The following is a 22802-nucleotide window of genomic DNA, read 5'->3' as shown; positions in this document are numbered from 1 at the left end:
GACTGTGGAGGTTGAGGGTTTTGCCTTGAATAGTGGGCTGCCTGGAAGGGCCTCTTCGGGAGCAAGCCCCCTCCCACAGTGGAACTCCGGTGTGCCGACCATCTCATGCACTCAGCCGATCCAATGTGGGAGCGGGCTTGCTCGCGAAAGCGATTTATCAGGCGCCGACGATCCCGCCATCCTCACGGGTAATTGCCATCACCGAAGACCGCGGCTTGCCATTCGGCAGATGCTCGGGGAAGGTCGAACCGCCGTTTTCGCCCGGGTGCTGAATCCCGACAAACAGGGTTTTCTGATCCGGCGAGAAGCTGATCCCGGTGACTTCGCAACCAATCGGCCCGACCATGAACCGGCGAATCTCGCCGGTCTTGGGATCGGCACAGAGCATCTGGTTGTTGCCCATCCCGGCAAAGTCCCCGGCGTTGCTCGAGTCGCCGTCAGTCAGAATCCACAAGCGCCCGGCCTTGTCGAAGCCCAGACCGTCCGGGCTGTTGAACATGTTCTGCGGGGTGATGTTCGACGAGCCGCCCTTCGGCGTGCCGGCATGCACACCCGGGTTGCCGGCGACCACGAACAGATCCCAGGCAAACGTCTTCGACGCGTGATCGTCGCGGTCGGTGCGCCAGCGCAGGATCTGCCCGTAGACGTTCTTCGCGCGCGGGTTCGGCCCGCCCACTGGCTGCCCGTCTTCGCCGCGCTTGGCGTTGTTGGTCAGGGTGCAATAAACCTGGCCGTCCTTCGGGCTGACCACGATCCACTCCGGGCGGTCCATGCGCGTGGCGCCGACCACACTGGCGGCGAGGCGGGCGTGGATCAGCACTTCGGCCTGATCGGCGAAACCGCTGCTGGCGTCGATGCCGTTCTTGCCGTGGGTCAGTTCGATCCACTGGCCCTGGCCCTTCGGGTGGTCCGGGTTGCCGTCACCGGCGTCGAACTTGGCCACGTACAGCGTGCCGTGGTCGAGAATGTCGCGGTTGGCTTTCGGGTTGCGATGGTTGATGCGGTCGCGGCTGACGAATTTGTAGATGAACTCGCCGCGTTCGTCGTCGCCCATGTACACCACGGCGCGACCATCATCGGTCTCGGCCAGCGCGGCGTTTTCATGTTTGAAGCGACCCAGCGCCGTACGCTTGACCGGGGTCGATTGCGGATCGAACGGATCGATTTCGACCACCCAGCCGTGACGGTTGAGTTCGTTGGGATTCTTCGCCATGTCGAACCGCGGGTCGAACGGGTGCCAGTTGATCTCGCGGCTGGCGGCCGACACGCCGTAGCGCTTTTGCGCCGGATCGAACTGCTGCTGCGCGTTGCTGCTGCCGAAGCAGTCGGTGAAGTTCTCTTCGCAGGTCAGGTAGGTGCCCCACGGCGTCTTGCCGTTGGCGCAGTTCTGGAAGGTGCCGAGGACTTTCTTGCCGTGCTTGTCGGCGGCCGTCTTCATCAGCTCATGACCGGCCGCCGGGCCGCTGATGCGCAGCGGCGAGTTGCCATGGATGCGGCGGTTGTAGCGCGAGCCCTGGACGAACTGCCACTGACCATTTTTGCGCTGCACTTCGATCACCGACACCCCTTCACAGGCCAGCGCCTTGCGCACGTCTTCGGCCGATTGCGGCATGCCGCCGTGCGGGTAGAGGTAGCGGTAGTTGGTGTATTCGTTGTTGATCGCCATCAACGCACGGTTTCGGTCGTCGGGGAATTCGAACAGGCTCATGCCGTCGTTGTTGTCGCCGAACTGCACTTCCTGGGCGGCGGCGGTGCCATTGCCGCTCGGGTCGAATGCCGGGCCGTTCTTGTGCAATGGCTGACCCCAACTGATCAGCACCGAGGACTTGTAGCCCTTGGGCAGGCTGATGACGTCGGTGGTCGCGGCGGGAATGCTCTCGAAACCGAGCAGGCGGCTATTGCCGGCGCTGATGCCGGTGGCCAGCGCGCTGCGGCTCAGCAGGTTGCCGCCGAGGAACATGGCGGCGCCGCACAGTGCCCCGGCACTGATGAAACCGCGACGGCTGAGGCCGACCATTTTTTCCAGATCAGTCGATTGGTTTTCTTCTAATAGGCTCACATCAGGCTCCCTGCTTGGTTTTGGCAGCAACCTTAATGGGGGGCGATGAAGCTTTTGTTGCAGAAAGTCCGTTACAGCGGCGTGCCGATCAGCACATTGGACGGCGAAAATTGCACTTGCACCGGTTGCTCGACACTCAGCTTGCGGGTGCGAAGCTGCAGCGGCTCCGCCAGAGCGCAGAGCGTCTGGCCGTTGGGCAGGGTGATGCGCACTTCGCTGGGGCCGTCCTCGGCATCGAGAATGGCTTCAATGGTGCCCTGCAGAAGATTGTGTCCAGATGTTGCAACTTGCTCCGGGGCCAGCACTTCAAGCCAGCCGGCCTTGATCAGTGCCACCACTTCGGTGCCCGGTTGCAGTTCCAGGTGCACGGTGCTGTCGTGGGTGATCTGCGCGTTGATCCACAGGCCTTCGGCCAGTTCGAGGCGAATCAGGTCGTTGCGGCCCTGACCTTCGATGGCGACGACTTTGCCGTGCAACTGGTTGCGCGCGCTGGTGCGCAGCATCAGGCGCCCGAGCAGATCCAGATCGCTGGCGTCTTCGGCGGCTTCCAGCACCTGCGCCTGCAACGCCTGCAACTTTTGATAAAGACGCAACACCCGTTCGCCTTCGCTGGACAGTTTGGCGCCACCGCCGCCCTTGCCACCGACCGCACGTTCCACCAGCGGTTTCTGCGCCAGGTTGTTCAACTCATCGATTGCATCCCAGGCGGCTTTGTAACTCAGCCCGGCGCTTTTCGCGGCGCGGGTGATCGAGCCCTGTTCGGCAATGTGTTGCAGCAGGGCGATGCGCTGCGGACGGCGGACGATGTGCTGGGACAACAGGGTGGGCAAGGACATGAATTGGGTGCTTTTTACGGTGGCGGTGGGAAGTGAAGTTGGCGGCTTGCATCACAAGAGTCAAGCCACATGCTGTCCCCCCGGTGGGAGCGGGCTTGCTCGCGAAGGCGGTGTGTCAGTCGCCGTAGGTGCTGAATGTGCAGGCCTCTTCGCGAGCAAGCCCGCTCCCACAATGGGATTGTGCCGATTCTCAAGTCCCCGGTTTTGGTGTGCGCGCCAGGCAATACACGTCAACCCGTGCTGCACCGGCATCTTTTAACAGTCGCGCCAGTGCCTGGGCCGTGGCGCCGGTGGTCAGCACGTCATCGATCAATGCGAAGTGCCGACCTTTCACCTCTGCGTCCGGGGCCAGGGCGAAGGCGTGACGCAAGTTGCGCTTGCGCGCCTTGGCGTCGAGATCCTGCTGGGCGCTGGTGTCGTGAATCCGCCGTAGAGCCTGTTCCTCAAAAGGCAGATCCAGCTGTTGGCTTAACCATCGCCCCAGCATTGCCGCTTGATTGAACCCACGTTGACGCAGACGTTTGCTCGCCAGTGGCACCGGCACCAACAGGTCAGGTCGCGGCAAACCTTCATCGAAGCGATGTTGCAGGTATTGACCGGCAACGTCGGCGAGCAGGTGACCAAACGGCCATTTCGCGTTGTGTTTAAAGCGCGTAATCAGACTGTCCACCGGGAAGTCATAGCGCCAAGGCACCACCACCTGTTCGAACGCCGGCGGCTCTAGCAGGCATCCGCCGCAAGTCAGTCCAGCGGCGGGCAGCGGCAAGGCGCAGGTCTGGCAGTGGTCGCCGAGCCAGGGCAGATCGGTTTCGCAGGCGACGCAGATTGGCATTTCTGCTTCTGCGGGTTCATCGCACAGCAAGCAGCTCTGTACGTTTTTTAAACAGATGTAAACCTGTTGTTCGTGTCGTGGTTGACAGCGCATGACTCTTCCTTAAATATGCCGAACATCCGTGTCGCGCCTGTGGGTATTCCGTTCCCGCAGCCGCCAGCCAAGCATAACCAAGGAACTGCCCATGAGCGCCAGCACCTCTGCCACCCTGCGTCACGACTGGTCTTTAGCCGAAGTCAAAGCGCTCTTCGTACAGCCATTCAACGACTTGCTGTTCCAGGCGCAGACGGTGCACCGCGCCCATTTCAACGCTAACCGCGTGCAGGTTTCCACCCTGCTGTCGATCAAGACCGGTGCCTGCCCGGAAGACTGCAAGTACTGCCCGCAGTCCGGTCACTACAACACCGGCCTGGAAAAAGAAAAGCTGATGGAAGTGCAGAAAGTCCTCGAAGAGGCTGCCCGCGCCAAAGCCATCGGCTCGACCCGTTTCTGCATGGGCGCGGCGTGGAAGCACCCGTCGGCCAAAGACATGCCGTATGTGCTGAAGATGGTCGAAGGCGTGAAAGCCATGGGCCTGGAAACCTGCATGACCCTCGGTCGTCTCGATCAGGAACAGACCGAGGCGCTGGCCAAGGCTGGCCTCGATTACTACAACCACAACCTCGATACTTCGCCTGAGTTCTACGGCAGCATCATCACCACCCGCACCTACAGCGAACGCTTGCAGACGCTGGCCTACGTGCGTGAGTCGGGGATGAAGATCTGCTCCGGCGGCATTCTCGGCATGGGCGAGTCGCTGGACGACCGCGCCAACCTGCTGATCCAGTTGGCCAACCTGCCGGAGCATCCGGAGTCGGTGCCGATCAACATGCTGGTGAAAGTCGCCGGCACGCCGCTGGAAAACGCCGATGACGTCGACCCGTTCGACTTCATCCGCATGCTCGCCGTGGCGCGCATTCTCATGCCGCAATCCCACGTGCGCCTGTCCGCCGGCCGCGAGGCGATGAATGAGCAAATGCAGGCGTTGGCATTCCTTGCCGGTGCCAACTCGATTTTCTACGGCGACAAACTGCTGACCACCGCCAACCCGCAGGCCGACAAGGACATGCAACTGTTCGCGCGCCTGGGCATTCAACCGGAAGCGCGCGAAGAGCATTCCGACGAGGTGCATCAGGCCGCGATCGAGCAGGCGTTGGTGGAGCAGAAGAGCAGCGAGCAGTTCTATAACGCTGCGGTCTGATCTTCGCTCGAAACGCAAAACCCTGTAGGAGTGAGCCTGCTCGCGATAGCGGTCTGACATTCACCAATAATGTCGACTGATACACCGCCATCGCGAGCAGGCTCACTCCTACAGGAGATCTGTGTCACTTGAAAGTCGAGGCCTGCATGTCTTTCGATCTCGCCGCACGCCTTGCTGCCCGCCGTGCCGAAAATCTCTATCGTCAGCGCCCGCTGCTCGAGTCCCCGCAGGGGCCTGAAGTGGTGGTCGACGGCCAGCCGTTGCTGGCGTTCTGTAACAACGATTACCTTGGCCTGGCCAATCATCCGCAGGTGATCGAAGCCTGGCGCGACGGTGCCGAGCGCTGGGGCGTGGGCGGCGGCGCGTCGCATCTGGTGATCGGTCACAGCGGCCCGCATCACGCACTGGAAGAAGCCCTCGCCGATCTCACCGGCCGGCCCCGTGCGTTGCTGTTCACCACCGGCTACATGGCCAACCTCGGTGCGGTCACGGCGCTGGTCGGGCAGGGCGATACGGTGCTGGAAGACCGGCTCAACCACGCGTCGTTGCTGGATGCCGGTCTGTTGTCCGGCGCGCGGTTCAATCGTTACCTGCACAACGACGCCGACAGCCTGGCCAAGCGGCTGGAGAAAGCCACCGGCAATACGCTGGTGGTGACTGACGGAGTGTTCAGCATGGACGGCGATCTCGCCGATCTGCCGGCGCTGGCGCGTGAGGCCAAGGCCAAAGGCGCGTGGTTGATGGTCGACGATGCCCATGGCTTCGGCCCGCTCGGCGCCAATGGCGGCGGGATCGTCGAGCATTTTGGTCTGAGTCAGGAGGATGTGCCGGTGCTGGTCGGCACCCTTGGCAAGGCGTTCGGTACTGCTGGCGCTTTTGTCGCTGGCAGTGAAGAACTGATCGAAAGCCTGATCCAGTTCGCCCGGCCCTACATCTACACCACCAGCCAGCCGCCGGCGCTAGCCTGCGCGACCCTGAAAAGTCTGGAATTACTGCGCACCGAGCATTGGCGGCGTGAGCACCTTAACCTGCTGATCCGCCAATTTCGTCGAGGGGCCGAGCAGATCGGTCTGCAACTGATGGACAGCTTCACCCCGATCCAGCCGATTCTGATCGGCGATGCCGGTCGCGCCGTGCGCCTGTCGCGGATGCTGCGCGAGCGCGGCTTGATGGTCAGCGCAATCCGTCCGCCTACCGTCCCGGCGGGAAGTGCACGCCTGCGCGTGACCCTGACCGCCGCCCACAGCGAGGCGCAGGTGCAGCTATTGTTAGAAGGACTGGCCGATTGCTTTGCCCAACTGTCGTCGGAGCCAAGCCATGCGTAATCGCCTGATTCTGCTGCCCGGCTGGGGCCTCGGCGTTTCGCCGCTGGAGCCCTTGGCCGCGGCATTGCAAGGGCTCGACGAGCACCTGCATGTCGAGATCGAGCCGTTGCCGGAACTCGATTCTTGCGACTTGCAGAATTGGCTCGACGAACTCGATGAGCGGATCCCTCAGGACGTGTGGCTGGGCGGTTGGTCGCTCGGCGGCATGCTTGCCGGCGAGTTGGCGGCGCGGCGTGGAGAACATTGCTGCGGGCTGCTGACACTGGCGAGCAATCCTTCGTTTGTCGCCCATGAGCAATGGCCGAGCGCGATGGCGGCTGAGACGTTCGACGCTTTTTTGGCCGGTTGCAGCGCCGACCCGCGCATGACCCTCAAACGTTTCTCGCTGCTGTGTGCCCAAGGCGCGCAAGATCCGCGCGGCTTGTCGCGGCTGATGCTCGGCGGGGCGCCGAATGCAGCCCCCGAGACCTTGATGGCCGGCCTGGAATTGCTCGCACAACTGGATACCCGTGAAGCGTTGCAGGCCTTTCGCGGCCCACAGTTGCACCTGTTCGCCGGGCAGGACGGCCTGGTGCCGGCGGAAGCGGCGGGGGCGTTGTTCGCGTTGTTGCCGGATATCGAAATTGGTCTGATCGAACAGGCCAGTCATGCATTTCTTCTGGAAGACCCCCATGGCGTGGCGGGTGCGATCCAGGCTTTTCTACACGAGTGCGGTGATGACTGATTTGTCTCTTGTTGCGCTGCCTGGCGGCTTGCCTGACAAGCGCCAGGTCGCGGCGTCTTTCTCACGTGCGGCGGCCAGCTACGACAGCGTTGCCGAGCTGCAGCGTGATGTCGGTTCGCAGTTGCTCGCACGCTTGCCAGCGGGTTTTGTGCCGGCGCGCTGGCTGGATCTGGGCTGCGGCACCGGGTATTTCACTCGCGCAATGGCCGAGCGATTTGTCGAGGGTCATGGTCTGGCACTGGATATCGCCGAGGGCATGCTCAATCACGCCCGTCCTTTGGGGGGGGCGCAGCATTTCATCGCTGGCGATGCGGAACGTCTGCCGTTGCAGGATTCGACCTGTGAGCTGATCTTTTCCAGCCTTGCGGTGCAGTGGTGCGCGGACTTCGAATCGGTGCTCAGTGAGGCTTTTCGCGTACTGAAACCCGGTGGGATTTTTACGTTTGCTAGTCTTTGTGTAGGGACGTTGTACGAGTTGCGGGACAGCTGGCGGCAGGTCGATGGTCTGGTGCACGTCAACCGCTTCCGCGAGTTCGCCCGGTATGAGCAGTTGTGTGCCGCCAGTGGCTTGCGTACGGTGAGTCTGCAGAATCAGGCGCATGTGCTGCACTACCCGGATGTACGCAGCCTGACCCACGAACTCAAGGCGCTCGGCGCGCACAATCTGAACCCTGGTCGGCCGGGTGGTTTGACCGGGCGCGCGCGGATTCTCGGCTTGATCGAGGCTTACGAGCAGTTCCGTGAGGCGCAGGGATTGCCGGCGACTTACCAGGTGGTCTACGCCGTTTTGGAGAAACCCTTATGAGCGCAGCCTATTTCATCACCGGGACTGACACCGATGTCGGCAAGACCACCGTGGCTGCCGGGTTGCTGCATGCTGCGCGCTCGGCAGGGCTGAGTACGGCGGCGGGGAAACCGGTTGCTTCGGGCTGCGAGGTCACCCCCAAGGGTTTGCGCAATGCCGATGCGCTGGCGCTGCTGGCTGAATGTTCGGTGCCGCTGACTTATCAACAGGTCAATCCGGTGGCATTCGAACCGGCCATCGCGCCGCATCTGGCAGCGCGTGAGGCCGGCGTCGCGCTGACCGTGCAATCGTTGCTGGCGCCGATGCGCGAAATTCTGGCGCTGAATGCCGATTTCACGTTGATCGAAGGGGCGGGTGGCTGGCGGGTGCCGTTGGCCGATCAGGACAATCTGTCGGATCTGGCCATCGCGTTGAAGCTGCCGGTGATTCTGGTGGTGGGTGTGCGTCTGGGCTGCATCAGCCATGCGTTGCTGACGGCCGAGGCAATTGCTCGCGATGGCCTGCAACTGGCGGGTTGGGTGGCGAATATCATCGATCCGAAGACGTCGCGGCTGGAGGAGAATCTGGCGACGTTGGCCGAGCGGCTTCCGGCGCCCTGTCTGGGGCGGGTACCGAAACTGAAATCGCTCAGCGCCGAGGCTGTGGCCGATCATCTGCAACTCGATCTGCTGGATTAATGCTTTTGGCTATGACAGGGCACTGTGCCATCAGTATTTTTGACGGGTGTTTTTCTGGCGCCTCTGCTTCAATGGCAGCCATTGATCCTTCCCAAGGATGAGAACTCCCATGGAAATCACCGGTAACACAGCTTTTTATGCGGGTTTGAGCACCATTCAGACCGGGCAGAATCGTGTTGATCAGGCGGCCAGCCAGATCGCCAACAACACCATCGAACGTTCGGTCACCAGCCAGTCTTCGGAGGCTCAGGTGGATCGTCTGCGTGGTATTGACCGCAGCCAGCAAATGGATCCGGGCAGCGCCATGGCCGAAATGGCCCAGGGCAAGTTTCAGGTAGAGCTGGGCACCAAGGTCGCCAAGGCTTCCGATGAAATGCTCGGGACGATCATCGATACGTTTGCCTGAGTTTTCTCGTCTCTCGCTTGCTGAACGCCGCGCCTTGTCGCGGCGTTTTTCGTTGTAAGTCCTTCTCCCTCAACTAATCTTTTTTCATTGCCCGTGGCGCTTTGCAGTCCGTGGCGGTTTGCTGTGTCCGGCGTTTGAAAAAAGTGATGACGAACGGCAAAAGATCGACGCTTGACAAGATTTCGGCGTAAACGTATGTTTCAAACAACTGTTTGACCGTCACAACAAATCAATGCGGTCGTTCATTCCCGGTTACATCAGCAGAGGTTTATCGCTATGCCTGACTACAAGGCCCCCTTGCGTGATATTCGCTTCGTTCGTGACGAACTGCTCGGCTACGAAGCGCACTATCAGAGCCTTCCAGCTTGCTCCGAAGCAACGCCGGACATGGTTGACGCCATTCTTGAAGAAGGCGCCAAGTTTTGTGAGCAGGTACTGGCACCGCTGAACCGCGTGGGCGACCTCGAAGGCTGCACCTGGAGCGAGTCCGGCGTGAAAACCCCGACTGGTTTCAAAGAAGCCTACAAGCAATTCGTCGAAGGCGGCTGGCCAAGCCTGGCCCATGACGTCGAGCACGGCGGTCAAGGCCTGCCGGAGTCGCTGGGTCTGGCCGTCAGCGAAATGGTCGGTGAAGCCAACTGGTCGTGGGGCATGTACCCAGGCCTGTCGCACGGCGCGATGAACACCATCTCCGAGCACGGCACCCCTGAGCAGCAAGAAGCCTATTTGACCAAACTGGTTTCCGGCGAGTGGACCGGCACCATGTGCCTGACCGAACCGCACTGCGGCACCGACCTGGGCATGCTGCGCACCAAGGCCGAACCTCAGGCTGATGGCTCCTACAAGGTTTCCGGCACCAAGATCTTCATCTCGGCCGGTGAACACGACATGGCCGACAACATTGTCCACATCGTACTGGCCCGCCTGCCGGACGCACCGGCTGGCACTAAAGGCATTTCTCTGTTCATCGTTCCAAAATTCCTGCCGAACGCCGATGGCACCATCGGTGCGCGCAACGCAGTGAGCTGCGGTTCGCTGGAACACAAGATGGGCATCCACGGCAACGCCACCTGCGTGATGAACTTCGACGGTGCCACCGGTTTCCTGATCGGCCCGGCGAACAAAGGCCTGAACTGCATGTTCACCTTCATGAACACCGCACGTCTGGGTACCGCGCTGCAAGGTCTGGCCCACGCCGAAATCGGCTTCCAGGGTGGCCTGAAATACGCTCGCGATCGTCTGCAAATGCGCTCCCTGACTGGCCCGAAAGCGCCGGACAAGGCTGCTGACCCGATCATCGTGCACCCTGACGTACGTCGCATGCTGTTGACCATGAAGGCCTTCGCCGAAGGCAACCGCGCGATGGTGTACTTCACCGCCAAGCAGGTCGACATCGTCAAATACGGCGTCGACGAAGAAGAGAAGAAGAAGGCCGACGCACTGCTGGCGTTCATGACGCCGATCGCCAAAGCGTTCATGACCGAAGTCGGTTTCGAAGCCGCCAACCACGGCGTGCAGATCTACGGTGGCCACGGTTTCATCGCCGAGTGGGGCATGGAGCAGAACGTTCGCGACAGCCGTATTTCGATGCTGTACGAAGGCACCACCGGCATCCAGGCACTCGACCTGCTGGGCCGTAAAGTGCTGATGACCCAAGGCGAGGCTCTGAAAGGCTTCACCAAGATCGTCCACAAGTTCTGCCAGAACAACGAAGGCAACGAAGCCGTCAAAGAATTCGTTGCACCGCTGGCAGCACTGAACAAGGAATGGGGCGAGCTGACCATGAAGGTCGGTATGGCCGCCATGAAAGATCGCGAAGAAGTCGGCGCGGCCTCCGTGGACTACCTGATGTACTCCGGTTACGCCTGCCTGGCCTACTTCTGGGCCGACATGGCACGTGTGGCGGCCGAGAAGCTGGCAGAAGGCACCGGCGACGCAGCGTTCTACACCGCCAAGCTGCAAACCGCGCGCTTCTACTTCCAGCGCATCCTGCCACGTACCCGTAGTCACGTGGCCACCATGCTGTCGGGCGCCAACAACCTGATGGACATGAAAGAAGAAGACTTCGCACTGGGCTACTAAGCCTCAACGCGGTCTGACGAAAACCGCTGCTCCCATGGGGCAGCGGTTTTTTTTGTTTCTGAATCGCTCAGAAACCCGAGTTTTCTGCCGTTAAAGAGACTGCGTGTGATCTGGATCACATTGTGTGTGCTTAACTGGCCACATTGCAGGCACAATGCCATCTCTTTGATATGACGGGTCGGAGCTTTACCCTTGCCGCGTTCTTCTGCTGTACGTTTCAGCCATTTCCTACCTTCACTGCTGTTGTTACTTGCGGGGTTGGCGGCTGCGTACGTCAAAGACCTCAACGTATTCTTCACTTCGCTGTTCAACGTGTTGCCGACCCTGGTGTTGCTGTTGGGCGGCGCTTACTGTGCGGTTTACCGACGTCAGCGCGAACTGTTTCTGATGCTCACGGTGTACATCGCCTACTTTTTGCTCGACACCCAGACCGACTATTACCGCGACAATGGCAAAGTGCGCGAAGACGCCGCCGTAGTATTCCACCTTGTCTGTCTGCTGTTGCCGCTGCTGTTCGGGCTGTTCGCCGCGTGGCAGGAACGTACCCATCTGTTTCAGGACATGGTGGCGCGATTCGCCGTGTTGCTGGCCTTCGGCAGCGTCGCCCTCGGCCTTGAGCAGAGTTATCCCCAGGCTCTGCTCATGTGGCTCTCGGAAATCCGCTGGCCGGCGCTGCATGGCGCCTGGATGAGCCTGATCCAGATGTCCTATCCGGTATTCCTCTCGGCGTTCCTGCTGCTGGCCTGGCAGTACTGGCGCAACCCGCGCCCGCTGCATGCGGCGCAACTGGTCGGCTTGCTCGGTTTGTTCTGGATGCTGCCGAAAACCTTCATCCTGCCATTCACCCTGAACATCATGTGCAGTCAGGTGATGCTGATGGTTGCGGCTGCCGTGGCGCATGAGGCCTATCAAATGGCCTTCCGCGATGAACTCACCGGTCTGCCGGGGCGCCGCGCGCTCAATGAGCGGATGCAGCGCCTGGGGCGCAACTATGTGCTGGCGATGAGCGACGTTGATCACTTCAAGAAATTCAACGACACCCACGGTCACGATGTTGGTGACCAAGTGCTGCGACTGGTCGCCAGCAAACTGTCGAAAATCAGCGGCGGCGGTAGGGCATATCGCTATGGTGGTGAGGAATTCGCCCTGGTGTTTGCGGGCAAAACCCTCGAGGAATGCATGCCGCACCTGGAAGTGATCCGCGAGTCGATTGCCTCCTACAACATCCAGTTGCGCAATCAAGAGAACCGCCCGCAGGACGACCAGCAAGGTCGCCAGCGCCGTAGCGGCAGCGGTGCTTCCAGTGTCTCGGTCACGGTCAGTATCGGCGTTGCCGAACGCGTCGAGCAGCGCACCCCGGAAGAAGTCCTCAAGTCCGCCGACCAGGCGTTGTACAGCGCCAAGGGCGCCGGGCGTAACTGCGTCATGGCGTTCGGACAGAGCCGTCGCGGCGCGGTGCGCATGGACAGCGCCGCTGGCTGAATCAAGCCACAACCATCACTAAAAAGCCCGCTGATTGCGGGCTTTGTTTTATCGCTGAATGCTGGTGACCAAAAATAACAAATCAGTCACCAGCTGACCCTATGTGTCACAAAAGTTGTTGAGGTACACTCGGCCTCAACGAGAACACTCTTCCACGAATCACCTGTTTAGATCTTGCGAGGTTTGCCATGGCTGACTACAAAGCGCCGCTGCGCGATATGCGCTTCGTCCTCAATGAAGTATTCGAAGTCGCCAAACTCTGGGCCGAACTGCCGGCCTTGGCCGAGACCGTCGATGCAGAAACCGTAGAAGCCATTCTCGAAGAAGCCGGCAAGGTCACCAGCAAAAGCATTGCACCCCTGAGCCGCGCAGCCGACGAAGAAGGCTGCCACTGGAAGGATGGCGCCGTCAGCACTCCGGCCGGTTTCCCACAGGCCTATCAGACTTACGCTGAAGGCGGTTGGGTCGGCGTCGGTGGCGATCCGGCCTACGGCGGCATGGGCATGCCCAAGGCTGTCTCGGCGCAGGTCGAAGAAATGGTCAACTCCGCCAGCCTGTCGTTCGGTCTGTACCCGATGCTGACCGCCGGCGCCTGCCTGTCGATCAACGCCCACGCCAGCGAGGAGCTGAAGGCCGCGTACCTGCCGAACATGTACGCCGGCATCTGGGCCGGTTCCATGTGCCTGACCGAGCCGCACGCCGGCACCGACCTGGGCATCATTCGCACCAAGGCCGAACCGCAGGCCGACGGTTCCTACAAGGTCAGCGGCACCAAGATCTTCATCACCGGCGGTGAGCACGACCTGACCGAGAACATCATTCACCTGGTGCTGGCGAAACTGCCGGACGCCCCGGCCGGCCCGAAAGGCATTTCGCTGTTCCTGGTACCGAAGTTCATGGTCAATGCCGATGGCAGTCTGGGCGCGCGCAACCCGGCGAACTGCGGTTCGATCGAGCACAAGATGGGCATCCAGGCGTCCGCGACCTGCGTGATGAACTTCGACGAAGCCGTGGGTTATCTGGTCGGCGAGCCGAACAAGGGTCTGGCGGCGATGTTCACCATGATGAACTACGAGCGTCTGGGCGTCGGCATTCAAGGCCTGGCCAGCGGCGAGCGCTCTTATCAGAACGCTGTCGAATATGCGCGTGATCGTCTGCAGAGCCGTTCGCCGACCGGCGCGCAGAACAAGGACAAGGTTGCCGACCCGATCATCGTCCACCCGGACGTGCGTCGCATGCTGCTGACCATGAAAGCCTCGAACGAGGGCGGTCGCGCCTTCTCCACTTATGTGGCGATGCAACTCGACACCGCCAAGTTCAGCGAAGACGCGACCACCCGCAAGCGCGCAGAAGACCTGGTCGCGTTGCTGACTCCGGTGGCCAAGGCATTCCTCACGGACCTGGGCCTGGAAACCACCGTGCACGGCCAGCAGATTTTCGGCGGCCACGGCTACATCCGCGAGTGGGGACAGGAGCAACTGGTGCGTGACGTGCGCATCACCCAGATCTACGAAGGCACCAACGGCATTCAGGCGCTGGACCTGGTCGGGCGCAAGATCGTCGGCAGTGGCGGCGCGTTCTACAAGCTGTTCGCTGACGAGATTCGCCACTTCACCGCAACTGCCAGCGCTGACCTCGGCGAATTCACCAAGCCGCTGAACGATGCCGTCAGCACCCTCGATGAACTGACTGCGTGGCTGCTGGATCGGGCGAAAACCAATCCGAACGAAATCGGCGCAGCCTCGGTCGAATATTTGCAAGCGTTTGGCTACACCGCTTATGCCTACATGTGGGCACTGATGGCGAAAGCCGCGCTGGGCAAAGAAGCCCAGGACGATTTCTACGCCAGCAAGCTGGGCACCGCGCGCTTCTATTTCGCCCGTCTGCTGCCGCGTATCCACTCACTGAGTGCATCGGTGAAGGCTGGCAGCGAGTCGTTGTTCCTGCTGAACGCTGAGCAGTTCTGATGATGTAACGTCATGTAAGCATTCTCTTACATGACGTGCTGCTGTTCTCCCATAGGCGTGGATTGGATCCACAGCTAATCTACAACTCATGGACGTCGCGCAGGAAGCGCAAAGCAACAACACGGACACGTAGGATTCTGCCAGGGTGGCGGAGTGAAATGGATGTCAGGGAAACAGTCTGCAAAGCCCCGCTTCGGCGGGGTTTTCTTTTGCCTGCAGAAAAGTTTTCAGGCCAGCGGATCCAGTGGCGGCGCAGCTTTAAGCGGTTTGTCCTCACGCTGAATCACCTCTTCCAGCAACGTACGCAGCAACGCCAAAGACGCCTGCTGGCGTTGCACGTCGCGGCATACCAGCCCAACCTTCAGCGGCACCCGTGGTTCGCTCAACGGCTTCCACAGCAGATCCTGTTCGTCGTATTCCCTCTGTGAGCGACCGGGCAACACCGTCGCCAGTTTGGTGTGCGGCAGACTGTCGAGAATCCCCAGCATATTGTTCAGCTCGGCCTGTACTTGCGGGCGCCGCCCCAGGCTGGTCAGTTGCGCCTGCCAGATCTGCCGGATCTGAAACTCCTCGCCCAGCAGCAGCATCGGCAATTCCGCAGCCTGGCGCATCGAGACTTTCTTGAATTCACGCAGCGGGTGATCCGCCGGGATGACCAGCGTCAGCTCGTCTTCGTACAGCAGCACGCCATGCAGCCCCGGTTGGCGCGGCGGCAGATAGCTGATGCCGATGTCCAGCGAGCCGTTGAGCAAACGGCGCTCGATCTCCAGCCCCGTCAGTTCATAGATCTGCACCACAAGATGCGGCTGCGCCTTGCGCACCCGTTCGAGCATTTGCGGCACAAGGCTGGTGTGCACGGTTTGCAGTACGCCGATCGCCAGCGTGCGCAGGGCCTGTCCCTTGAAGTTGCCCAGCGCTTCCCGCGCCCGCTGCAGACCGTCGAGCAGCGGCAGGGCGTGGTTGTATAGCGTATGTGCGGCGAGTGTCGGCAACAGGCGTTTGCTGCTGCGTTCGAACAGGGTGACGTCGAGGTTCTGTTCGAGCTGGCGAATCTGCTGCGACAGCGCCGGTTGCGAGATCGACAGGCGTTCGGCAGCGCGGCCGACATGGCCCTCTTCGTAGACCGCGACGAAATAACGCAGTTGTTTGAAATCCATAAGTAGCGCTTATCGAAAATGCTGGTAAATCGAAATGGCCCGAAGCCGTCAGTGAGCCTAGTCTAACCGCAATCACAAGGCTTACAGGGCCAGAGAGCGCGATGAATAGCGTTTGCTTCGACAGTGTTTGCATAGGCAGTTCAAAAAACCTCAAACGAGGTTTGTTTCAATGAATCTTTTCAGTTTGCGGCGCCAAGCGCCGAGTCTTGATGACCTCGCTTTCGAGGCCGCTTCACCCCAGGCAGGCAACAGCCTGAATGCCGAGCGCCTGATGCCCAGTGTCGAACGGCCGCAGCAGGTGTTCGTTCGCGGTCAGGGCTCATGGCTGTGGGACAGCAACGACCGCGCTTATCTCGACTTCTCCCAGGCCGGCGGCGCCAACAGCCTCGGCCACAGCCCTTCGGCGCTGGTCAAAGCCATCGCCAGTCAGGCCCAGGCGTTGATCAATCCCGGTTTCAATCTGCACAACCGCGGCATGCTCAGCCTCGCCGAGCGCCTGTGCGCCAGCACCTCCAGCGATCAGGCTTACCTGCTCAACAGCGGCAGCGAGGCCTGTGAAGCGGCGATCAAACTGGCGCGCAAATGGGGCCAACTGCATCGTGGCGGCGCCTCGCGGATCATTGTTGCCAGACAAGGCTGTCACGGCCGTAGTCTGGCGACGATTTCCGCGTCGGACAGTTGCAACCTGTACAACCGTTTCGCACCTTTGTTGCCGGGTTTCGATCGGGTGCCCTTCAACGATTTGCCGGCGCTGCATGCCGCCGTCGATGCGCAAACCGTGGCGATCATGCTCGAACCGATCCAGAGCGATGCCGGGGTGATTCCGGCCACCGAGCATTACCTCAAGGGTGTCGAGCGCCTGTGCCGCGAGCTGGGCATTCTGCTGATCCTCGACGAAGTGCAGACCGGCATCGGCCGCTGCGGCACTTTGCTCGCGGAAGAGTCCTACGGTGTCCGCGCCGACATCGTCGTACTCGGCAAGGGCCTTGGTGGCGGCGTTCCTCTGGCGGCGTTATTGGCCCGAGGCAAGGCCTGCTGCTTTGATGCGGGGGAACTGGGCGGCACTCATCACGGCAATGCACTGATGACCGCGGCCGGTCTGGTGGTGCTCGACAGCGTGCAGGACCGGGCATTTCTCGAGCAGATCAAAGACCACGGCCAGCACTTGCGCGAGGGACTCTCGCGATTGGCGCACCGTTACGGACATGGCGAGTTGCGCGGGCAAGGCCTGTTCTGGGGACTGAGCCTGTCAGAGGGTTCCGCCGATGCCGTAGTCAAAGCCGCCTTGCATGAAGGCCTGCTGCTCAACGCGCCGCAAGCCAACTGCCTGCGTTTCACCCCGGCACTCACCGTCAGCAAGGCCAACATCGACGAAATGCTCCTGCGCCTGGCTCGCGCCTTCTCGCGAGTGCGTACTGCGCAACTGCAATGCCGCAAGGGGATTGCCGTCTGAGCTGAAGTTTCCTGCCCGATTTGAAGAACCGTCTCGCGGTATAACGCACGCCTCACGCCTGATTCTTTTGGCGTGGGGCGTTTTTTTGTACCCGATGGTGGCGATCAAATGGCGTTTACAGTGAACCCTGACGAACGGTGCAGGTCGATTAGCTTGTATGGCTCATGTGAGCCAACCCCCATTCAGGAGCTGACCCATGGACTTCATTCGTATCATCATCGCTATTCTGTTGCCGCCATTGGGTGTGTTTCTGCAGGTCGGGTTCGGCGGGGCGTTCTGGCTGAACATTTTGCTGACGCTGTGCGGCTACATTCCCGGGATCGTGCATGCGGTGTACATCATCGCCAAGCGCTGAGTATTGCCGAGTCAGATAAAAAGCCATCGCGAACAGGCTCACTCCTACAGGAGATTTGTGTTGTGAACACGGTCAACTGTAGGAGTGAGCCTGCTCGCGATAGAGGCACCGATATTTTGAATTATGGCGGTGCTCAGTCCGCCAACCCCATCACCCGCCGATAAAACTTCCACTCCTGCTCCAGCGCATGCGCCTGATTCACCGCGCGGCGGAAGCCATGGCGTTCCTCGGCGTAGTAATGCGCCTCGACCGGGATGCCGTTGTGCTCCAGCGCCGCGACCATGTCGCGCGTCTGTTGCGGCACTACCACCGCATCCAGTTCACCCTGGAAGAAAATCACCGGCACCCGGATGTTGCTCGCATGCAGTAGCGGCGTGCGGGCAGCGTAGCGCTCGGCATCCTGTTCGGGATCGCCGATCAGCCAGTCGAGATAATCACCTTCGAATTTGTGGGTTGCCCGGGCCAGTGCCACCGGGTCGCTGACGCCATAGAGGCTGGCGCCGGCGCGGAACACTTGCTGAAACGCCAGCGCGCACAGCGTGGTGTAACCCCCGGCGCTGCCACCACGGATAAATGCCCGCTCGCCGTCGATCAGACCTTGTTCAGCCAGATACGCCACCACCGCGCAGGCGTCCTCGACATCCACCTCACCCCAACTCAGATGCAACGCCTGACGGTATTCGCGACCATAACCGCTGCTGCCGCGATAGTTGAGGTCGGCGACGGCGAAACCACGCTGCGTCCAGTACTGAATGCGCGGGTCGAGCATCGGGTAGCAGGCCGAGGTCGGGCCGCCGTGGATGAACACCACCAGTGGCGGTCGCGCTTCGTCGTTCATCGCCGGATAAAAGAAGCCGTGAGCCTCACCGCTGCCACTCGGGTAGCGCAAAGTCTGCGGACGGCTGATGCGCTCCGCCGGCAAAGGCGCCACACCGCCGGCCAGCACATTCACTTCGCGGGTAGCGCGATCAATGGCGATCACCGCCGAAGGGCTGATCGGCGAAGCGGCGATGCAGTAGATGAACTGCTGATCCAGCGCCAGATGCCGGAAGCGGCTGTAGTCGCCAGTAAAGTCCTCGCCGTCGAGCGCCAGACGACCAAAACCGCCTTCGCTCCAGCTAGCCAAAAACGAATCGCCCACCGGCAACCAGGTGCAGCCACCCATCTGCCACGGGGCGGGCGCATGATCGGCCTCGGCACAGGGCAGTCGATGCAAGCCGTCGGACGTTTCGCCCCACGGCTGCCAGAAACCGCCGCGATCAGTCAGGCACAACAAGCGTCCTTGCGCGTCGAACCGCGGTTGCTGGATTGATTCTTCAAGGTCAGCCCCCGCCACGCAACGCGGTGCGCCAAAGCCACCCTCAGCCAGACGCTCGGCCACCGTCAATCGCGTGGAGGTCCACGGCTGATGCGGCCGACTCCACTCGATCCACGCTAACCGCGAACCGTCCGGGCTGATCACCGGTGCTGCATAGAAATCTGCACCTTCAGCCAGCAAATGCCGGGTGCCGTCGGCCAGATCAATTGCTACCAGTCGATGCTGGTCGCGCAGCTCCTCAACCGTCAGCACCTGGCCGAAAGCAAAATGCAGATCGCCATAACGACACTCGCCAGACGTCAGCGCTTCAGGCGCGCCATCAAGCGCTTGCCGATATAACTGCTGATCCGCCTCATTGACGAAAACCACTCCGTCCGGCGTCAGACAAAACGCGCCACCGCCATATTCGTACACCCGGCTACGCACGCTGAAACCGTTCGGCGTCAGACATTTCGCCACGCCGTCGCGCCACTGCCAGATTCGGCACGCGGCGTCTTGCGGGCGATATTCATTCCAGAACAAACCGTGGGCGCCGAGTTGCAGCTCGGCGAAATCCATTCCGGCGGCGACGGCCTGAGCGGCGCTGAAAGGCTCAGCCCTTGGCGATGAGGCGTGAGTTTCGTTCATTACGGAAGGCCAGTTGTTCGATGGTCTGGGTGGCGGTCTCGGCTTCTTCGCGGGCCTTGAGAATCACGCCGTGATGTTCAGACTTGCTGCACACCGGGTCGGCATTGCTCGCGTCCCCCGTGAGCATGAATGCCTGACAGCGGCAGCCGCCGAAGTCCTGTTCCTTCTCGTCGCACGAGCGACACGGCTCGGGCATCCAGTCGTAACCGCGAAAGCGGTTGAAACCGAACGAGTCGTACCAGATGTGCTGCATGCTGTGGTCGCGCACGTTGGGAAATTGTACCGGCAGCTGTCGGGCGCCATGACAGGGCAGGGCAGTGCCGTCCGGAGTCACCGTCAGAAAGATGCTGCCCCAGCCGTTCATGCAGGCTTTCGGGCGTTCTTCGTAGTAGTCCGGGGTGACGAATATCAGCTTGCACGGATGCCCTTCGGCTTCCAGTTTGGCGCGGTATTCGTTGGTGATGCGTTCGGCACGCACCAGCTGTTCCTTGGTCGGTAACAGGCCGACACGGTTGAGCTGTGCCCAGCCGTAGAACTGGCAGGTGGCGAGTTCGACGAAGTCTGCTTCGAGCGCAATACACAGCTCGATGATGCGGTCGATCTTGTCGATGTTGTGCCTGTGGGTGACGAAGTTCAGCACCATCGGATAGCCGTGGGCCTTCACCGCACGAGCCATTTCCAGTTTCTGCGCGAAGGCCTTTTTCGAGCCGGCGAGCAGGTTGTTCACTTGCTCGTCACTGGCCTGGAAACTGATCTGGATGTGATCGAGACCAGCCTTCTTGAAGTCGCTGATCTTCTGCTCGGTGAGGCCGATGCCGGAGGTGATCAGGTTGGTGTAGAACCCCAATTGCCGCGCTTCATGGATCAGCTCGGCGAGGTCTTGACGTACCAGCGGTTCGCCACCGGAAAAGCCCAGTTGCGCCGCGCCCATCTCCCGCGCTTCGCGGAACACCTTGATCCACTGCTCGGTGCTCAGCTCTTTGCCCTGCTCGGCGAAGTCCAGCGGATTGGAGCAGTACGGGCATTGCAGCGGGCAGCGGTAGGTCAGCTCGGCGAGCAACCACAGCGGCAGGCCGACTTCAGGTTTTGGCGGTACTTGCACCGATGCCTCAGGCAAGTTCGATCCAGTGCTGCGCACGGGCAACCTCCATGAATTGCTCGATGTCTTCACCGAGCTCAGGCACGCCGGGGAACTGCTCGTCGAGTTTGGCGATGATCGCCGCGACATCGCGTTCACCGTCGATCAAGCCGCCGATCAGCGCGGCGCTGTCGTTGAGCTTGATCATGCCCTCGGGGTAGAGCAGCACGTGGCCTTTTTGCGCCGGTTCATACTGAAAACGGTAGCCGGGACGCCAGGTCGGGATCTTGCTGCGATCAAAACTCATAGGGTGATTCCTTTGTGCCAGACCCGCTGCTCGGTGACGCTGTGATAGGGCGGGCGGTTCAGTTCGTAAGCCATGCTCATGGCATCGAGCATGCTCCAAAGAATGTCCAGTTTGAACTGGAGAATTTCCAGCATGCGCTCCTGACCCTCGCGGGTCTTGTAGTGCTCGAGCGTGATCGCCAGACCATGCTCGACATCGCGCCGCGCCTGACCGAGGCGGGTGCGGAAATATTCGTAACCGGCCGGGTCGATCCACGGGTAATGCTGCGGCCAGCTGTCGAGGCGCGACTGGTGGATCTGCGGCGCGAACAGTTCGGTCAACGAGCTGCTGGCGGCTTCCTGCCAACTGGCACGGCGGGCGAAGTTGACGTAGGCGTCGACGGCGAAACGCACGCCGGGCAGCACCAGTTCCTGGGAGCGCAGTTGATCCGGGTCGAGGCCGACCGCTTGACCGAGCCGCAGCCAGGCTTCAATGCCGCCGTCTTCACCGGGGGCGCCATCGTGGTCGAGCAGGCGTTGAATCCACTCCCGGCGAATCTCGCGATCCGGGCAATTGGCGAGGATCGCCGCGTCTTTCAGGGGGATGTTCACCTGATAGTAGAAGCGGTTAGCGACCCAGCCCTGAATCTGCTCGCGGGTGGCACGGCCTTCGTACATCGCCACGTGATATGGGTGGTAGATGTGGTAGTAGGCGCCTTTGGCGCGCAGGGCGGCTTCGAATTCGCTGGGGGACAGGGGGGTGTCGGTCATTGCGGTTCTCCGGGGAACAACCGTTGGAATACTGGGTGTCTGTTCGGACGTCTTCGCGAGCAAGCTCGCTCCCACAGGGTTTGTGAACGCCACAGATCCAATGTGGGAGCGGGCTTGCTCGCGAAGAGGCCATCCGCTACAGCACAATACTCATGCCATCAAACGCCACTTCAACATTACGCCGCGCCAGCTCCGCACGCTCCGGCGAATCTTCATCGAGAATCGGGTTGGTGTTGTTGATGTGGATAAGCACCTTGCGCTGCTCGGGCAGCTGCTCCAGCACTTCGAGCATGCCGCCGGGGCCGTTCTGTGCCAAATGGCCCATCTCGCGACCGGTGCGGGTGCCGACGCCACGGCGCTGCATTTCATCGTCATCCCACATTGTGCCGTCAACCAGCAGGCAATCGCTGCCGGCCATGATCTCCAGCAGCGGCGCGTCAACCTTGCCCAGCCCAGGGGCGTAAAACAGTTTGCCGCCGGTGTTGAGGTCTTCGACGATCAGGCCAATGTTGTCGCCCGGGTGCGGGTCGAAACGGTGCGGCGAATACGGTGGCGCGGCGCTGCGCAACGGCAGCGGGGTGAAGCGCAGGTTCGGGCAGGCTGCAACGGTGAAGCTCTGGTCGAGCTCGATGCGGTTCCAGTTCAGTCCGCCGTTCCAGTGGGTCAGCATCTTGAACAGCGGGAAACCGGTGCTCAGGTCTTCGTGAACCATGTCCGTGCACCAGACCTGATGCGGGCAGCCTTCGCGCAGGCTGAGCAGGCCGGTGGTGTGGTCGATCTGGCTGTCCATCAGGATGATCGCGCTGATGCCGGTGTCGCGCAGGGCTCGGCCCGGTTGCATCGGGGCGAAGCTCTGCAGTTGCGCGCGGATGTCCGGCGAAGCGTTGCACAGCACCCAGTTCACACCGTCATCGGAAATCGCGATGGACGATTGGGTGCGGGCCTTGGCATTCAGGCTGCCGTCGCGAAAGCCTGCGCAATTGACGCAGTTGCAGTTCCACTGCGGAAATCCGCCACCGGCGGCCGAACCCAGAATCTGGACGAACATGAACGCTCCCATCTTTCAACGCTGAAAATAAAACGCCCCGGCGAGCCGAGGCGTTGCACTGCAAGTCTGCGTAGGCAGAACTCAGCGGCTGGCGAAGTACATGGTGACTTCGAAGCCGATACGCAGGTCGGTGTAAGCCGGTTTTGTCCAGGACATAAGGTGACTCCTCATTGGGTGGGTGGGATAGCGCTATCCATAGGTATAGTCCATGGCCGCGCAGGGATGTTCCAAATAGTTAGGCTGCTATGTTACTCAAAATTTCAACGGTATTGCCC

Annotated in this window: 21 protein-coding genes; 11 read left to right on the top strand and 10 right to left on the bottom strand. The window is 61.1% G+C overall.

Features of this window, described 5'->3' with window-relative positions:
* Positions 1 to 157 precede the first annotated feature (157 nt).
* From V9L13_RS18155 to V9L13_RS18145, 3 genes are all read right to left on the bottom strand, one after another.
* Positions 158 to 2059 (bottom strand): PhoX family phosphatase, encoded by a 1902-nt coding sequence (locus V9L13_RS18155; RefSeq protein WP_338800164.1) that lies wholly within the window; start codon positions 2057 to 2059, stop codon positions 158 to 160.
* 71 nt (positions 2060 to 2130) lie between these two features.
* A complete protein-coding gene (locus V9L13_RS18150) occupies positions 2131 to 2895 on the bottom strand; it encodes a TOBE domain-containing protein (protein ID WP_338800163.1) in 765 nt (254 codons plus the stop codon).
* Positions 2896 to 3085: 190 nt separating this feature from the next.
* The gene (locus V9L13_RS18145; protein ID WP_338800162.1) at positions 3086 to 3820 is read right to left on the bottom strand and encodes a ComF family protein; all 735 of its coding nucleotides are present in this window, start codon (positions 3818 to 3820) and stop codon (positions 3086 to 3088) included.
* A gap of 91 nt (positions 3821 to 3911) precedes the next feature.
* On the opposite strand from V9L13_RS18145, the gene bioB reads away from it, so the two are divergent.
* The 9 genes from bioB (at position 3912) to V9L13_RS18100 (ending at position 14435) form a co-directional block, all read left to right on the top strand.
* On the top strand, positions 3912 to 4967 hold the full coding sequence (gene bioB / locus V9L13_RS18140; protein WP_103486447.1) for a biotin synthase BioB: 1056 nt from the start codon (positions 3912 to 3914) through the stop codon (positions 4965 to 4967).
* Positions 4968 to 5113: 146 nt separating this feature from the next.
* Positions 5114 to 6292, top strand: coding sequence for an 8-amino-7-oxononanoate synthase (gene bioF / locus V9L13_RS18135; RefSeq protein WP_338800161.1), 1179 nt, complete (start codon positions 5114 to 5116; stop codon positions 6290 to 6292).
* Positions 6285 to 7016: an alpha/beta fold hydrolase gene (locus V9L13_RS18130; RefSeq protein ID WP_338800160.1), complete on the top strand. Its 732-nt coding sequence runs from the start codon at positions 6285 to 6287 to the stop codon at positions 7014 to 7016. Before bioF ends, V9L13_RS18130 begins: the two co-directional genes overlap by 8 nt.
* Positions 7009 to 7821, top strand: coding sequence for a malonyl-ACP O-methyltransferase BioC (gene bioC / locus V9L13_RS18125; protein WP_338800159.1), 813 nt, complete (start codon positions 7009 to 7011; stop codon positions 7819 to 7821). Before V9L13_RS18130 ends, bioC begins: the two co-directional genes overlap by 8 nt.
* Positions 7818 to 8498, top strand: coding sequence for a dethiobiotin synthase (gene bioD / locus V9L13_RS18120; RefSeq protein ID WP_003228900.1), 681 nt, complete (start codon positions 7818 to 7820; stop codon positions 8496 to 8498). The genes bioC and bioD overlap by 4 nt, the downstream gene beginning before the upstream one ends.
* A gap of 109 nt (positions 8499 to 8607) precedes the next feature.
* The gene (locus V9L13_RS18115) at positions 8608 to 8904 is read left to right on the top strand and encodes a hypothetical protein (protein ID WP_041069983.1); all 297 of its coding nucleotides are present in this window, start codon (positions 8608 to 8610) and stop codon (positions 8902 to 8904) included.
* Between the two features lie 276 nt (positions 8905 to 9180).
* Positions 9181 to 10986: a phenylacyl-CoA dehydrogenase gene (locus V9L13_RS18110; RefSeq protein WP_338800158.1), complete on the top strand. Its 1806-nt coding sequence runs from the start codon at positions 9181 to 9183 to the stop codon at positions 10984 to 10986.
* A 192-nt stretch (positions 10987 to 11178) separates the two neighbouring features.
* Positions 11179 to 12468, top strand: a complete 1290-nt coding sequence (locus V9L13_RS18105) for a GGDEF domain-containing protein (RefSeq protein ID WP_338800157.1) — start codon at positions 11179 to 11181, stop codon at positions 12466 to 12468.
* A gap of 188 nt (positions 12469 to 12656) precedes the next feature.
* Positions 12657 to 14435 carry an acyl-CoA dehydrogenase C-terminal domain-containing protein gene (locus tag V9L13_RS18100; protein ID WP_027610696.1) on the top strand — a complete coding sequence of 593 codons (1779 nt, stop codon included), beginning with the start codon at positions 12657 to 12659 and terminating at the stop codon, positions 14433 to 14435.
* 227 nt (positions 14436 to 14662) lie between these two features.
* On the opposite strand, the gene V9L13_RS18095 is transcribed toward V9L13_RS18100, so the two are convergent.
* Positions 14663 to 15592 (bottom strand): LysR family transcriptional regulator, encoded by a 930-nt coding sequence (locus tag V9L13_RS18095; protein WP_045122656.1) that lies wholly within the window; start codon positions 15590 to 15592, stop codon positions 14663 to 14665.
* A gap of 169 nt (positions 15593 to 15761) precedes the next feature.
* Between V9L13_RS18095 and V9L13_RS18090 the strand changes: the two genes are divergently transcribed.
* Both V9L13_RS18090 and V9L13_RS18085 read left to right on the top strand, forming a co-directional pair.
* Positions 15762 to 17045, top strand: a complete 1284-nt coding sequence (locus tag V9L13_RS18090; protein ID WP_338800156.1) for an aminotransferase class III-fold pyridoxal phosphate-dependent enzyme — start codon at positions 15762 to 15764, stop codon at positions 17043 to 17045.
* Positions 17046 to 17241: 196 nt separating this feature from the next.
* Positions 17242 to 17400: a YqaE/Pmp3 family membrane protein gene (locus V9L13_RS18085; RefSeq protein WP_003228885.1), complete on the top strand. Its 159-nt coding sequence runs from the start codon at positions 17242 to 17244 to the stop codon at positions 17398 to 17400.
* A gap of 133 nt (positions 17401 to 17533) precedes the next feature.
* Here the strand turns inward: V9L13_RS18085 and V9L13_RS18080 are convergent, their stop codons facing one another.
* From V9L13_RS18080 to pqqA, 6 genes are all read right to left on the bottom strand, one after another.
* Positions 17534 to 19345 (bottom strand): S9 family peptidase, encoded by a 1812-nt coding sequence (locus tag V9L13_RS18080; protein ID WP_338800155.1) that lies wholly within the window; start codon positions 19343 to 19345, stop codon positions 17534 to 17536.
* On the bottom strand, positions 19311 to 20483 hold the full coding sequence (gene pqqE / locus V9L13_RS18075; protein ID WP_134787479.1) for a pyrroloquinoline quinone biosynthesis protein PqqE: 1173 nt from the start codon (positions 20481 to 20483) through the stop codon (positions 19311 to 19313). Before pqqE ends, V9L13_RS18080 begins: the two co-directional genes overlap by 35 nt.
* Entirely contained in the window at positions 20455 to 20730 is a 276-nt protein-coding gene (gene pqqD, locus V9L13_RS18070; RefSeq protein ID WP_003228880.1) for a pyrroloquinoline quinone biosynthesis peptide chaperone PqqD, read from the bottom strand. The genes pqqE and pqqD overlap by 29 nt, the downstream gene beginning before the upstream one ends.
* Positions 20727 to 21479, bottom strand: a complete 753-nt coding sequence (pqqC, locus tag V9L13_RS18065) for a pyrroloquinoline-quinone synthase PqqC (RefSeq protein ID WP_096796665.1) — start codon at positions 21477 to 21479, stop codon at positions 20727 to 20729. The genes pqqD and pqqC overlap by 4 nt, the downstream gene beginning before the upstream one ends.
* Before the next feature lie 136 nt (positions 21480 to 21615).
* Positions 21616 to 22527: a pyrroloquinoline quinone biosynthesis protein PqqB gene (gene pqqB / locus V9L13_RS18060; protein ID WP_103520389.1), complete on the bottom strand. Its 912-nt coding sequence runs from the start codon at positions 22525 to 22527 to the stop codon at positions 21616 to 21618.
* Positions 22528 to 22608: 81 nt separating this feature from the next.
* Positions 22609 to 22683, bottom strand: a complete 75-nt coding sequence (pqqA, locus tag V9L13_RS18055; protein WP_003422658.1) for a pyrroloquinoline quinone precursor peptide PqqA — start codon at positions 22681 to 22683, stop codon at positions 22609 to 22611.
* Positions 22684 to 22802 lie beyond the last annotated feature (119 nt).

Origin of the sequence: Pseudomonas sp. RSB 5.4, from assembly GCF_037126175.1 — a bacterium.
GTDB classification, from domain to species: domain Bacteria; phylum Pseudomonadota; class Gammaproteobacteria; order Pseudomonadales; family Pseudomonadaceae; genus Aquipseudomonas; species Aquipseudomonas fluorescens_H.
Note: the sequence above shows the minus strand (reverse complement) of the source record. Positions and strands in the feature narration are given on the sequence as shown.

Bases quoted from the DNA above. Each gene is read 5' to 3' on its own strand.
- V9L13_RS18150 (WP_338800163.1), bottom strand. From the start codon at position 2,895: ATGTCCTTGCCCACCCTGTTGTCCCAGCACATCGTCCGCCGTCCGCAG.
- V9L13_RS18145 (WP_338800162.1), bottom strand. From the start codon at position 3,820: ATGCGCTGTCAACCACGACACGAACAACAGGTTTACATCTGTTTAAAA.
- bioB (WP_103486447.1), top strand. From the start codon at position 3,912: ATGAGCGCCAGCACCTCTGCCACCCTGCGTCACGACTGGTCTTTAGCC.
- bioF (WP_338800161.1), top strand. From the start codon at position 5,114: ATGTCTTTCGATCTCGCCGCACGCCTTGCTGCCCGCCGTGCCGAAAAT.
- V9L13_RS18130 (WP_338800160.1), top strand. From the start codon at position 6,285: ATGCGTAATCGCCTGATTCTGCTGCCCGGCTGGGGCCTCGGCGTTTCG.
- bioC (WP_338800159.1), top strand. From the start codon at position 7,009: ATGACTGATTTGTCTCTTGTTGCGCTGCCTGGCGGCTTGCCTGACAAG.
- bioD (WP_003228900.1), top strand. From the start codon at position 7,818: ATGAGCGCAGCCTATTTCATCACCGGGACTGACACCGATGTCGGCAAG.
- V9L13_RS18115 (WP_041069983.1), top strand. From the start codon at position 8,608: ATGGAAATCACCGGTAACACAGCTTTTTATGCGGGTTTGAGCACCATT.
- V9L13_RS18110 (WP_338800158.1), top strand. From the start codon at position 9,181: ATGCCTGACTACAAGGCCCCCTTGCGTGATATTCGCTTCGTTCGTGAC.
- V9L13_RS18100 (WP_027610696.1), top strand. From the start codon at position 12,657: ATGGCTGACTACAAAGCGCCGCTGCGCGATATGCGCTTCGTCCTCAAT.
- V9L13_RS18095 (WP_045122656.1), bottom strand. From the start codon at position 15,592: ATGGATTTCAAACAACTGCGTTATTTCGTCGCGGTCTACGAAGAGGGC.
- V9L13_RS18090 (WP_338800156.1), top strand. From the start codon at position 15,762: ATGAATCTTTTCAGTTTGCGGCGCCAAGCGCCGAGTCTTGATGACCTC.
- V9L13_RS18085 (WP_003228885.1), top strand. From the start codon at position 17,242: ATGGACTTCATTCGTATCATCATCGCTATTCTGTTGCCGCCATTGGGT.
- V9L13_RS18080 (WP_338800155.1), bottom strand. From the start codon at position 19,345: ATGAACGAAACTCACGCCTCATCGCCAAGGGCTGAGCCTTTCAGCGCC.
- pqqD (WP_003228880.1), bottom strand. From the start codon at position 20,730: ATGAGTTTTGATCGCAGCAAGATCCCGACCTGGCGTCCCGGCTACCGT.
- pqqC (WP_096796665.1), bottom strand. From the start codon at position 21,479: ATGACCGACACCCCCCTGTCCCCCAGCGAATTCGAAGCCGCCCTGCGC.
- pqqB (WP_103520389.1), bottom strand. From the start codon at position 22,527: ATGTTCGTCCAGATTCTGGGTTCGGCCGCCGGTGGCGGATTTCCGCAG.